Raw genomic sequence first — 12,910 nt, 5'->3', positions numbered from 1 at the left:
GGTCATTTCTGATCCCTAGCCGTCAAGCGCCTTCTGGTGCTGAAATGCGTGCTTCAACTTGCGATACTTCGGAGCCGCGAAGTCAACCAGACAGGTCGGGATTGTGGCTGTCCTGGCTCAGCTGCTCAGCTGCTCAGCTGCTCAGCTGCTCAGCTGCTCAGGCTCGGTGTGCTGACCGACCACGCACAGTAATCAACTGGCATATTCACTCTCATCGCAAGCCGCCAATCGCGCCTTGGCCGGATCGAGCAGCAAATTGGCGATGGCGGCGCAAGCCAGGACCAGGGCAAGCCCTGTGGCCAGAACAAAGCCATAGACCGGTCCGCCCATGGCATCACTGACCGCCCCCATGGCCAGGGGTGAGATCACAGCACTGAGGCAGGTGAAGAACAGGATGACACCGGCGACGGCCCCATGTTCGGCCTTGGGGAAGACACTGATGCCTTTGGAGTTGAGGGTCGGATAGACGATCGACATGAACAGGCCCGAGGCCGGCAGCAGGAAGACGGCCGCCTGACGGCCGCCGACCAGAGCTCCGACAAAACAGGCCAGGATCGCAGCGGCGCAGATGGCCAGCACCAGGGTCCAGCGCAGTCGGGCCAGCATCCAGGCCCCCAGGAACCGGCCGGCGGCCCGCAGCACGAAGAAGATCGAGAGCGCATAGAGGGCCATGAAGGCACCTGGGCCCTCGTAACCGGCCAGCAGGGTCGGCATCCAGACATAGATGGCCGTCTCGACGCCGACATAGAGCATCGCACCCAGACTGAAGGCCAGGGCATACGGGTCCCGCGCTGCACGCAGCACGCTCTTGAAATCGACGCGGGCCGCCGCTTCGACCTTGGCACCCGGATAGCGGATGGCCAGGGCCGATCCAATCAGGCCGAGGCACATCACCCCGGCAATCACATAGAGCCACTTCCACGAGGCCCCGGAGGCCAGAAGATAGGCCACGATTGCGGGGCCGATGATCGCGCCGACGCCAAAGAAGCCCTCGACAGTGTTCATGGTGGCAGTGTGATTGCGGGTCGAGGTGGAGATATCGCCGATCAGGGCCAGTGCCCCGGTTTTGAATACCCCGATAGCAGCGCCGGACAAGAAGAGCAGGACCAGAAAGCCGACAAACTGGCTGGTGAACGCAAAGGCCAGGGCCGTAACGGCAAACACCGACAGGCCCAGGATGATGGTGAACTTGCGGCCCATGCGGTCGGCTAGGAACCCAAGCCCTACCCCGCCCAGAGCGATCCCGCTCATGGTAGCGTAGTGAAAGGATCCGGCGGCGGTCATGCCGAGATCGAAACTCTTGATGATCTGCGGGATGATCACCCCCACCGAGTCGGTGGTCATGGCGAACATCATGAACATCATGAAGGTCAGGCCCTTGATCAGGCCGATATTGCCGCCGCCCGGTGCCCGTTCCGACTCAGACATCGCTTTCCCCCCGCGCCGCTGCTTCTGTGACGATGGTACCGGTGCGCGTGCGGCGCGCCACCAGCTTGTCTCTGCCCAAACCGTCAAGCGCGGCCCGCACCGTTATGCGCGAGACCCCGCACCGGTGCGCCAGATCGCGCTCGGTGGGCAGCCGGTCACCCGGGCGCAGCCGTCCGTCACGAATGGACAGGGCAACAGCTTGATGCAGCGACCGATAGAGCGGCCTTGGCAGTTGGTCGGACTTGGGCAGGACGATCATGTCCCCACCTCCAGTCCCAGCGCTATCGCTCCCAGCAGTCCGGCCCGGTCGCCCAAAGCCGGGGCAACCAGATAGGGCGCCAAGGCTTCGGGTTCAGTCAGGGCTTCGATATAGCCACCCAGTCTTTGGGCGAGGGCCAGCCGGGCGCGTTGCAGCAAGGCTACATTGGCGACACCGCCGCCGACGATGATGCGTCTCGGCGATGTCGTCAGGGTCAGACTCAAGGCCAACTGGGCCAGATAGTCAGTCACCAGGTCCCAGACCGGGTCGTCTGGCGACAGGCATTCGCCGGGTCGTCCCGTCCGGGCGGCCAGGGCCGGCCCGCTGATCAAACCCTCAAGGCAGTCGCCATGAAACGGACAGCTGCCGGCGAACGGATCCCGGAGCGGATCGCGGCGTACCAGCAGGTGGCCGGCTTCGGGATGCATCAGGCCGTGCGCGGGACGACCGTTGACGACGACGCCAACCCCGACGCCTGTACCGATGGTGACATAGGCATAATCGGCCAGGCCCTTGGCCGCGCCCCAGCGGCCCTCTGCCAGGGCAGCACCGGCGACGTCGGTATCGAACAAGACCGGACGGCCAAAGGCTTCGGCCAGGGGCGCAGCAATCGAAGCGCCGGTCCATCCCGGCTTGGGCGTCTTGAGGACCGTGCCCCAGTCCCTGGCGGCGCGATCCAGGCGCACCGGACCAAAGCTGGCAACGCCGATGGAATCGAACTGACCACGTCGGGTCTCCAGGACCGCATGGACGGTCGCCAGGGTTTCGTCCGGCGTTGTCGTCGGTATCCGGACCGGCTCGGACAGGTCCTCTGGCCCCGATCCGAACCCGACCAAGACCTTGGTGCCGCCCAGTTCGATGCCGGCGACCCGGGCGCTCACGGTGTCACCAGCCAGACAAGACCATAGGCCGGCAATGACAGGCTCTCATCGCTTGTCCGACCTTGGCCGAGGAGGTCCGTAGCTCCGCTGGCAAAGGCTGCGGGAAGGTCCACGGTCACCGGCACCCCCGCCAGGTTGGCCAGGCACAGGAAGCCCCGTGTGCCCTCAGCCCGTTCAAAGGCCAGGACAGACGCGACACCGAGATCGAGGGGCTGGGCCGTGCCTGCCACGCCATGCTGGTCCAGCATCCGCGCCCGCTCAGTTAAGCCACGCATCCGCGAGAAAAGTACACCCTCAAGGCTGGAAGGATCGCTGCGACGGGCCGCAAGCGACCAGTCCATCGTCGGCCGGTGAAGCCAGCGCCCGTCGCCCGATCGAAGAGGATCCTCGGCATACAGATGATCATCGGCCAGACCGATCTCGTCACCCATATAGATCAGGGGCCAGCCATCCAGGCCGTAGATGATCCCATAGAGCAAGGCCAGGCGCGCCGCCCCGGCGGACGCCCCGCCCTCGCCCGGCCCTATCCCCGCCAAGGATGCAGCCATGCCATTGGTTGAAGGCTCGCCGCCCGCCGCCGTCTGGAAGGCCTTGCCGAGAGAAAAACTCTCTGTCTGACCGGCATAGAACCGCGACCAGCGCGCCAGATCTTCGCGCGGCGCATAGGTCGCCAGGGCATTCCAGATTACATCGTCATGGCAGCGGACATAGTTGAGCCAGGCGGCCCTGCCGGGCTTACCGCTCGACGCCGCGAGGCAGCGGCGAAAGATTGCCGCGTCCTGATCGGCGAGCGCCGCCCAGAGGGCGGTCATCACGCCATTATTGTAGGCCAGGTCGCACCCGCCGGCGTCATCCCCAAAGAAGGGCAGGACATCCTCCAGGCTTTCGATGGCCTCGGCGACCAGAACCACGCCGGGGGCCACGATCGACAGGGCGGCTCGCCAGGCTTCGACCAGGGCATAGGTTTGAGGCAGGTTTCGGCAGGTGGTGCCGGCCTGTTTCCAGAGGAACGGCGCGCTATCCAGCCGGAAACCCTGCACCCCTTGGGCGGCCAGGAACACCAGCACATCCAGCATCTCTGCAAACACAGCCGGGTTGGCGTAGTTGAGGTCCCACTGGAACGGATAGAAGGTGGTCCAGACGTGCCCGCCCATTTCAGGACAGGGCGTGAAGCTGCCTGGGGCCGTGTCCGGAAAAACATCAATCAGCTCAAGGTCGCGACAGGCCGCCTCTTCGGCTGAGACCACAATGAAGTAGTCGCGATAGGTAGGGTCGCCGGCACGGGCGGCGACTGCCCAGGCGTGCTCGCGCGCCGTATGATTGCAGACCACATCCAGGATCAGGCCCATGCCCTTGCCGCGCAGGTCGCCGGCCAGAGCCGCGAGATCCTGCAGGCACCCCAGCTTCGGATCGACCTGGCGATAGTCCTTGACCGCAAAGCCCCCGTCACTGTCGCCTTCGCGAGGCTCCAGAAGCGGCAGTGGGTGCAGCCAGCGCACACCAAGTTCGGTCAGGTAGTCCAGCTTGCGACGGACGCCGTTCAGATCTCCGGCGAAACGATCGACATAGAAGCTATAGGTGGTTTGGCCTGGGGCCGACAGCCAGTCAGGGCTGGCCTCACGTTCTGCATCCAGCGCTTGCAGGGCCAATGGCCGAGCCTTGGCCGCATCCAGAACGGACTCTCTCAATCTGGCAATAAAGTCTGGCCAACGCTGATCCTCGCCGTAGACGCTGGCCAGCTTGGCCTCAACCGTCGGCCAATAGGTCCCAAAACGGCGGGCGACGGCCAGGTCGTGCACGGCCGGACCGGACGAAACTGTCGCTGTCTGAGAAGTCATGAACCCACTCACAGAAAAAGCCGCCGGACGCTTTAAGGCGTCCGGCGTAGCCCGCAGGGTTGGTCTTAGAAGCTGTAGCGAAGGGTCGCGGTTACGGTCCGGCCATTGATCGACCGTGCACGGATCGCATTGATCGTTCCGGCGGTGATCGCGCCCTCTTCAGCCTCGGTCAGGCCAACTTCGTCGAAGAGGTTGTTGGCATTGAGCGACAGGCTGAGGCCTTCCGACACCTTGTATTCGGCGAAGGCATTGACCTGGGCGAAGGCCGGGAAGACCAGCTGGTTGTCGTCCTGGGCATAGGCCCTGGCGGTCCCGATCACACTGGCACCGACCGTGACCTTGTCCCAGACATAGGTCGGGGCAACCTGGTAGATCCACTTGGCCTGACGGCGCGGCGTGTTACCGACGACGGCGGGGCTGAGTGCATCCTTGTCGATCGAGGCGTCGGTATAGGTGGCACCGCCAGTCACCGAGAAGCCACCGTTACGGTAGCTGGCTTCCAGTTCGATACCCTTGGCCAGGTAGGTCCGATCAAAGAACTTCTGGCTGGTGGCTTCGAAGTTCTGCTCTTCGGTCTTGGCCCAGAAGGCCGTGGCGAACAGACCGAAGCCGTCGCGGCGATACTTCACGCCGACTTCCATCTGGTCGACCATGTCCACGGCGTCGGCCTTGGCCACCGAACCATCTGCTGCCACCTTGCCGAACAGAAGGCGGTCGGCATTGGCGCGTCCACCGCGGCTCGCGCGGGCAAAGGCGGCGAGGTCGGGGTTGAACTGGTAGTTCGCACCAACCGACCAAGAGGTGTAGTTCCACTCATAGTCCACCGGTGAGGCGTTGGCATTGACGATGACCGACACGCTGGCCTCAGTCCGCTGGATCACGCCGTCGCCATTGACGTCGAGGTTGGTCGCCTGCTTGGCGCCGGCATATCGACCACGGGCCTTGCCGCTGTCATGGCGCAGGCTGGCATCGAGAGTCAGGGCCCCGACCTTGGTGCCCAGGCTCAGATACGGGGCGTCGATGTCATAGGTGACGTCGTAGCGGCGGGTGCAGCAGTTACCCCAGAACGGCACGCCGTACGCGACGAGGCCGCCTTGGGTCAGCAGCGATCCAGCGCTGTTATAGACGTTCAGCAGGGCGGCATTGTCGCCCTTCACTTCCATCAGGAAGGTGTTCCACAGCCAGTCCATGGCGATGGTCTGGCTCGACTTGTAGTAGCCGACCGTCACGTCGACCGGCGACAGGTCGGCGAACTCGAAGCTGCGCGAAAGCTTCAGGTCGTTCATCGCATTGCCGAAATCATTGATCTCGACGTCGAACATGTGAACCCGCATCGCCAGACCGTTGCCGTTCAGGCTGGATGGTGTGGTGATCGACTGACCGGCCTTGGGACCGTTGGCGTAGCGCAGGGTCGCGCCGGTGCCACCGATCGAGGTCGTCAGGCTCGAAGCCGTGGCCACTTCGGCCGGGAACGGCGAGACGAAACGTCCCGAGGTCCTGGCGACCTTGAAGCGGTTCTCCAGCGACCAGCCGCCACCGACGTCGAACCTTGCTTCCAGGCCGAACTGCAGGCTGTCGGGGTGCATGCCGTCCGAGACCTTGCTGATCCGGCGGTTGCCATCACCGTCCAGGCCGGGGTTGCTCGACAGGTAGATCGACTGGATGTCGTCATGGCCGATGTCAAAGCCGGCGAAGGACCCGATGCTGGCATCGCCATTGGTGCCCGACGCCCGGACCGGCATCGGCAGATAGCCGACCGCGCGGTCATTCAGATACTTGGCGTTCAGGCGGATATAGCCGTTCTCGAAGTCCTTGGTCAGGTTGGCCTTGATCTGGCCGCCCTTCTCGGAGGTATAGCCCGACTGACGCGGACCTTCGCCCTCGCGGTAGAAGCCCCCGAGGTGGAAACGCAGGGTGTCGCTGATCGGCGCGCCGTAGTCGAAGTCGAGGCGGGTGTGGTCATAGCCCAGCCCCTTGGTCAGGGCGACAGCACCACCTTCGGTTTCGCCGGTCTTGCTGATGAAGTTGATCACGCCGCCCGGTGAATTGGAGGCGAAGGTCGAGGACGAGCCGCCACGAACCGACTCGATGCGGCTGACATTGGCGTCGGCGCGGAGGAAAATGTCGGCATTTCCGAAGGCGATGTCGCCAAATTCCATGACCGGCAGGCCGTCTTCCTGCAGCTGCAGGAACTTGGCACCGCCCGAGGCGACCGGCAGGCCGCGCACGGCGATGTTGGCATTGCCTTCGCCGCCGGTCGATTCCGAGCGGATGCCGGGCAGGCCGCGGAAGATTTCAGCGGTCGAGCGCGGGGCCTGGGCCGCGATCTGTTCGGACGACAGCGAACTGACCGAAACCGACGACGTCATCTTGGTCACCCCGGCCCGCGACGCGGTAACGATCACGCCGTCAAGGGCCAGGACGTCGTCCCTACTCGCTTCGGCCGTTTGGGCCTGAGCCGATCCGGCCGCCAGCAGCACCAGAGCTGCGCTGGCCATCAGGATTGATTTGGTCCCCATCGTGTTTCCTCCCGCACGCGCTCATTGGCGCCAACTGCCGCATCCTGGGATCGTTCCCGGATGTCTGAGACAGGAGAATGACGACTCTGCAATCGATTGCAAGCGCAATTCTTCGGCGGTTTTGGGGCTGCCCGGCGTTTTCCTTACGCCAGAAGGGAAAAATTCATCGAGAGCGCCAAGGCCTTCAAGTCTGGCGGACGACCAATTCCGGAGCCATGAATACCGAGTCTGTGGCCTGGCCATTGATCCGGGCAAACAGAAGATTGACCATTTCCCGTGCCCCACGCCCGAGGTCCTGACGGATGGTTGTCAGGGGCGGCCAGCTGTAACGCGCAACGGTCACGTCATCGAATCCTACGACCGAGACGTCCTCCGGGACCCTCAGGCCGGCCTCGGCCAGGGCGCGAATGGCACCCAGTGCAATCACATCAGAGGCTGCGAAAACGGCATCGAGCGACACGCCCGCCGATAGAAGGTACTGGATACCTTCCAGTTCAGGCTCGCCGCTGAAATGGGCCGGCACCGTCAGCGCCGGATCCACTGCAATCCCGCCCGCCTCTAAAGCCCCAAGATAGCCCTGGCGCCGCAAGCCAACTTCAGGAGCCTCGGGAAGACCCAGGAAAGCGATGCGCCGACGGCCCAGCCCGATCAAATGCTCCACCGCCAGACGCGCGCCTGCGACATTGTCGACGCCGACCGTGCAATAGCGCCGGTCGGGCAAGTCACCGCCCCAGACCACCAAGGGGCCATAGGCATCGGCCACGGCGTTCAAGGCCTGGTGCTGATTGCTCTGCCCAATGATCAGCAGACCGTCAGATCGATTGAGCTGAATGATCCGGTCAAGCCAGCCCTGGGTCGGTGCCAGGACCTTGGTCAGCAGCACTTCGTAACCGCGCAGGGTAATTTCATCGGCGAGGCGTCCGACCATCTCCAGAAAGAATGGATCAGAGATCATCTGATCGGCATCATGCCCGAGGGGAATGACCACATTGATCGTCTGGGTACGCTGCAGCCGAAGACCCCGGGCCTGCTGATTGACGACGTAACCCTCCGCAAGGGCCAGAGCGACGATCCGCTCCCGAAGGGGCTGGGGAATCAGGGTGTTACCAGCCAGAGCACGCGAAACGGTCGAGGTCGAAACGCCAGCCATGCGGGCGATGTCTGCCATCTTCAGGCGCGGCTTGGCGGTCATGGCTTTGGACGTCATGGCGGCAACATAAGACAGCCCGCGCCGTCGAGACCACCCCTTAAGCTTTGGAAAGGCCAACCGGATTGTCAGGCCCGCTGAGGGCCTGAGGTTTCATGCGCGCACGCCATGCTCTGCCAGACCTCCCATTCGCCAGACCCTTCACCGGCTGGCAAAGTCCCCGGCGAAGCCCTCTCTGTCCCACTCTGGCCGCTGGCTAAACTCCTGGCTGGGAGGCCCCGTGCTAATCCAGCGCCCCATCTCACTCGCCTGACCGGACCTCAAACTCAACGGCGATCAAGGCTCGGCTTGTGACGCCCGTAGCTTCGGCTCGACAGCGAAGGCGGATAGTAGTCGACATCGAAATGGCAGGCCTCGCCATAGGTTGCCACAGCCGAGGCGCAAAGGGACGCCAACGCGGCAGGCGATGGCTTTGCCCCCTGCTCTATCCAGGCCGTCATGGCGCGCAGCAGGGCCGCATACTCCGGCGTGGCCAGTTTGCTATGCTCGTGTTCAGAGGTGAAGGCCTGGACGAGCCGGTCAGAGGCCCCGGCTGCTGCGACGGTGTCGCGAAAGGCATGTTCCAGTTCGACGAATGCGGTCGGATCATGGATGGCGTGCAAGGTCAGGGTCGGCACGGTCAGCTTGCCGGTCATGTCACTGTCCTCGGCAAGATTCCGGAAGCCCTCGGGGTCAGCGCCGAAACGCTGGACATCGCGATTGAGCGCAGCGTCATCGTCCGAGCCGCTGTACTTGACCCCGATATTTGAGAACGGGCTCTTTCCGCCAAGGCGCAGATTGACGATGTCGGCAAAGGTGAAGGTGGCAAAGGTAAGGTGGCTGCCCAGCGTCCGCTCGGGAATGCGGGTGACGGCCAGAATGTTCCTCAAGGCCGTTGCCTGCTGTGGCGTCCGCTCACCGATGGGTTTGTCAAGGCCCGTACAGGCATTGAGGCGCTCATCCAGATCCTTGTTCTTCAAGGTTGAACCCACTGGCAAGCCCTGGAAAAGCGGATAGGCAGGCTCTCCTGCCGCCGGATGGTTGCCGCAGTAGTATTGATAGACCGCCCGAAGATCGGCGCGAAAATCGTAGGATCGTGTGCCGCCGCCCAGCACGCCATTGGTCAGAATGACGCCGTCATAGACCGGCCGACCATCCGCACCCTGGCCATACAGCTCAGCCGCGCGGGCCGCGACATTGGCACCCCAGGACTGGCCATGCAGGAGGGTGCGCTTTGGGCGGCCAAACTTTTCCCAGAAGATCTTGCGCAGATTGTCACTGTCTTCGGCGGCGCTGCGTGTGCCGAAGCCGGAGCGGCGATAATTGGAGCCGGCCCAGGCAAACCCCTCGGCCACAGTGACCGAAAAGCGCTGCAGGTCCTCAATGGCGTCGTCGGGCGTTGGTGCCTTCAGGCGCGGACCACCATGGGTGTGCAGAACCAGTGAGCCGTTCCAGGACTTGGGAATGGCAATCCAGTACCAGGCACCATTGGCGTCCTGGCCGGACAGACAACGCGTCTCGGCGGGCAGACCTTCAGGACAGGTCCTGGCTTCCTGGGCCCGTACACCGTTGGCCACAAGCGTGAGGGCAAGGGCCAGAGTGGCTCGGCGTACAGTCCGGAACATCGGCGTCATCGGATCGAACTCACACTTGAAGGACAGTGCGACCGGTCGCTCAGCCTGGAAGGCAGACGACCGGTCGCACCTCAAGCCTTAAAACGACTTGCTGACGTTGAGATACCAGTAGCGAGCATAGGGGTTGTAGATCGATCCAATATAGCCGCTAGACGACAGGGGAGGATCCTTGTCGAAGATGTTGCGGGCACCCAAGCGCAGACGGGTCTCCGAAAGCAGCCCTTCGGACTGGAAGCGATACTGGGCATAGAGGTTGGCCGTCGTCAGGGACTTGACCCTCCAGGGCGTGCCGTCAACCGCCAGCAGATCGGTGTCCTGCATCGAGCTGGTGTAGAGGACCGAAGCGCCGATCTGATAGGGACCGTCGCGCCAGGTCATCGTGCTCGACCCCTTCCATTCCGGCTTGCCGTTCTTGCGCAGCAGGTCGCTCGGATCGGACAGCGGCGTGGCCGGGTTGATCTTTCCAGCCGCGCGCGCGTCAAAAAGAGCCTGGATCGGCGGGGCCAGTTCCTGGCTGAACTTGTCCATATAGCTGGCGTCGATATTGACCGAGAAGCGACCGTAAGACTTGGTGCGCAGGTTCCAGTCCAGGCCAAGATCAACACCACTGACCGTCTGGGGCTGAAGGTTCTTGAACTGGTCGCGGATCTCGAGGATCTGGCCGACCGGGGCCAGGCCCGTACCCGCAAAGAAGGCGACATCATCAACCGTCGGCGCCGCGCGGATGACATTCTCGTTGCTGGCTCCACTCAGGCGGGCCAGGTAGTCCTGCACGGCGATGTTGCGCGAACCCAGGGTTCCGACAATGCCCTCCTGCTCGATCTGCCACCGATCCGCCGTGAAGGTGAAGCGTCCAAAGCGTTCAGGAATAAAGGTCGGCTGCAACACGAGCCCCACCGAATAGCTCTCGCTTTCCTCGGCCTTGAGCTTGGGATTGCCCGCCGTCGTAAAGCGAATGCCGACGCCGCGCGAGCAGGCACCGAAGGTGGCGATCCGGCCTGCCTTCAGGTCGGCTTCGCAACGATAGTAGTCGGTGACGGTATTGGTCCGCGCATAGCTGAAGGGGTTGGTGGTCTCAAGATTTGGCGCTCTGAAACCCTGCTGCCAGGAGCCCCGCACCCTCAGGCCGTCGACGACATCCCAGGCGAAGGCAACCTTCGGTTTGGCGACGGAACCAAAGTCGCTGTACTCTTCCATGCGCCCAGCCAGTTGCACGTCGATGCGACGCACAAGCGGGATGTTCATCTCGGGCGAGACCAGCGGCAGGGCGAACTCGATGAAGGCCGAGCCGACATCGCGCGAGCCCTTGGTGCTGGGTGTGTCGTTGACGCCCGTGACATTGCTGTTGCTGGTCAGACCTGTGACCGGATCGGTAAAGGGCGTCCGACCATCCACCTGCGGATCTCGGCGATCCTGCTGGGTTTCGTGACGGAACTCCACACCTGCGGCGACACCGACATCACCGGCCCAAATGGTCAGCAAGTCAGGCTTGGAAACCTTGAAATCGGCCAGGGTCAGGGTCGTGGTCGAATGACGCTTCAGACGGAAGCGAATGGCATCCAAAGCGGCCTTGGAGCTGGGCGTACAGTCGCGCCCGCCCTCCCCGTCAAGGCAACCGCCGTTGAAGGGATTGTAGGCATCGGGCGTCGAGAGCGCCAGTTGGGCGGCGAGCTGCTTGCTATCGATCCCATCGGACTCGTCCTTGGCATCGGCCTTGGAATAGAGGATCGCAGAATCCCAATTGAACCCGGACTTCTCCCCCTTCAGGCCAGCCAGGAAGCGGGTCTGATAGTTCTCGACCTCAACCTTGTTGGGACCCAGATCATTGAAGCGATAGTTGGTGAAGGTCACCGCCCGGCCTGTTGCGGGCACATTGGTCGACAGATTGGCGAGCCGGTTCGGATTGACCTGTCCATTGGCGAACACAGCAATGCCAAAGGGGTTGAAGTAGTTACTGGCCGGCACACCGATCGCCACCAGGCTCGTGCCCTGGGTCGTGAGAGCTTCGGACTGCGCATGGTAGTAACCAAGCTCGCCATAGGCGGTCAGGGTCTCGCTGATGTCGAAATGGCCGTTGAAGAAGACGTTCTGGCGGCTGATCTTCGGTGCGACAGTGATGGCGTCGTTCTGCGGCGCGTTATAGCGCAGGAAGTTGGCCGTGCTTGCGGTGGCCAGATTGCCTGACCCCAGGCAAAGGCCGTTGCTCAGTTGGGCCCCACAGCCAACAATGTTGTTCGGCTGGATGTGACCTGCGCCGGCCGCCGTCGTGAGCGCCGTCGTGCCCTGCCTGACTATGCCGCCAGCGCCGACCACGGTGAAATTGGCAAACGAGTTCTGGTTGCCCCGGTTATCGGGCGCTGCGCTGCCCGCAAAAGCCGTAAAGCCGGCAAACAGCGGCCGCAGATCCTGGTTGGCGGTATAGGGCCGGTCGCTGGGCCGTTGAGCCGTGCGCTCGGTGAAATTGGCGTTGATCGAGATGTTGCCGCGGCCATCGGCGAAGTTCTTTCCGCCGTAGATGTTGCTGCTGTACTCCTTGCGGTGGGTTCCTTCGGCCCAGCCATACTGCGCGTCGACCGTCAGGCCGTCGAAGTCACTTTGCAGCACGGTGTTGACCACACCGGCGACCGCGTCGGCACCATAGATGGCCGCAGCGCCATCGCGCAGGATCTCAAGGCGTTCTAGATTGGCGGTAGGGATGGCGTTGGCATTGTAGCCCAGGAGCGGGACAGTGCCCGACGACTGGCTGGTCGGATGTGACACCAGGCGACGGCCGTTGAGCAGCACCAGAGTGTTGCCGACGCCCAGGCTGCGCAGATTGATCGAATTGACATCGCCCCGCGTCGAATTGCTCGTCTGGGCCGCGTTGCTGGGGTTGATGAACACATCGCCCATGATCGGAATGGACCGGAACAGGTCATCGCCCGACACCGCGCCCGTGGCGATGATCTGACTATTGTCCATCACCGTGACCGGCAGCGAGGCGGTCGTCTTGGCACCCTTGATCTGGCTGCCAACGACGACGATCTCCTCGACCTTGACGGCGTCTTCGCCGGATGTGGCCGGCTGAGCGTAGGCGGCGGTCGACAGCAGGGCAGCGAATGCGACGCCCTGGATCAAGCTGTTACGAAACTTGGTTTGCATAGAAACTCCCCTACATTCTTGTTT

The 12,910-nt window shown here is 63.2% G+C and carries 8 protein-coding genes and 1 pseudogene; all 9 read right to left on the bottom strand.

The window, feature by feature from the left end; genetic code table 11:
• Positions 1–192: 192 nt before the first annotated feature.
• Positions 193–1,428 carry an MFS transporter gene (locus tag AQ619_RS06805; protein WP_062145733.1) on the bottom strand — a complete coding sequence of 412 codons (1,236 nt, stop codon included), beginning with the start codon at positions 1,426–1,428 and terminating at the stop codon, positions 193–195.
• On the bottom strand, positions 1,421–1,687 hold the full coding sequence (locus AQ619_RS06800; RefSeq protein ID WP_062145731.1) for a GntR family transcriptional regulator: 267 nt from the start codon (positions 1,685–1,687) through the stop codon (positions 1,421–1,423). Before AQ619_RS06800 ends, AQ619_RS06805 begins: the two co-directional genes overlap by 8 nt.
• The gene (locus tag AQ619_RS06795; protein ID WP_236849542.1) at positions 1,684–2,568 is read right to left on the bottom strand and encodes an ROK family protein; all 885 of its coding nucleotides are present in this window, start codon (positions 2,566–2,568) and stop codon (positions 1,684–1,686) included. The genes AQ619_RS06800 and AQ619_RS06795 overlap by 4 nt, the downstream gene beginning before the upstream one ends.
• Positions 2,565–4,406: an alpha-amylase family glycosyl hydrolase gene (locus AQ619_RS06790; RefSeq protein WP_084745805.1), complete on the bottom strand. Its 1,842-nt coding sequence runs from the start codon at positions 4,404–4,406 to the stop codon at positions 2,565–2,567. The genes AQ619_RS06795 and AQ619_RS06790 overlap by 4 nt, the downstream gene beginning before the upstream one ends.
• Before the next feature lie 65 nt (positions 4,407–4,471).
• On the bottom strand, positions 4,472–6,925 hold the full coding sequence (locus tag AQ619_RS06785; RefSeq protein WP_062145727.1) for a TonB-dependent receptor domain-containing protein: 2,454 nt from the start codon (positions 6,923–6,925) through the stop codon (positions 4,472–4,474).
• Between the two features lie 184 nt (positions 6,926–7,109).
• A complete protein-coding gene (locus AQ619_RS06780; protein WP_378109173.1) occupies positions 7,110–7,880 on the bottom strand; it encodes a substrate-binding domain-containing protein in 771 nt (256 codons plus the stop codon).
• 96 nt (positions 7,881–7,976) lie between these two features.
• Positions 7,977–8,132: pseudogene (locus AQ619_RS19535) on the bottom strand (LacI family DNA-binding transcriptional regulator); the annotation flags it as partial.
• 266 nt (positions 8,133–8,398) lie between these two features.
• Positions 8,399–9,745 carry a hypothetical protein gene (locus AQ619_RS06775; protein WP_062151358.1) on the bottom strand — a complete coding sequence of 449 codons (1,347 nt, stop codon included), beginning with the start codon at positions 9,743–9,745 and terminating at the stop codon, positions 8,399–8,401.
• Positions 9,746–9,823: 78 nt separating this feature from the next.
• On the bottom strand, positions 9,824–12,886 hold the full coding sequence (locus AQ619_RS06770) for a TonB-dependent receptor plug domain-containing protein (protein WP_062145723.1): 3,063 nt from the start codon (positions 12,884–12,886) through the stop codon (positions 9,824–9,826).
• Positions 12,887–12,910 lie beyond the last annotated feature (24 nt).

Origin of the sequence: Caulobacter henricii (assembly GCF_001414055.1) — a bacterium.
GTDB lineage: Bacteria > Pseudomonadota > Alphaproteobacteria > Caulobacterales > Caulobacteraceae > Caulobacter > Caulobacter henricii.
The sequence above is the reverse complement of the archived record's forward strand: the minus strand, read 5'-3'. Positions and strand labels throughout refer to the sequence as shown.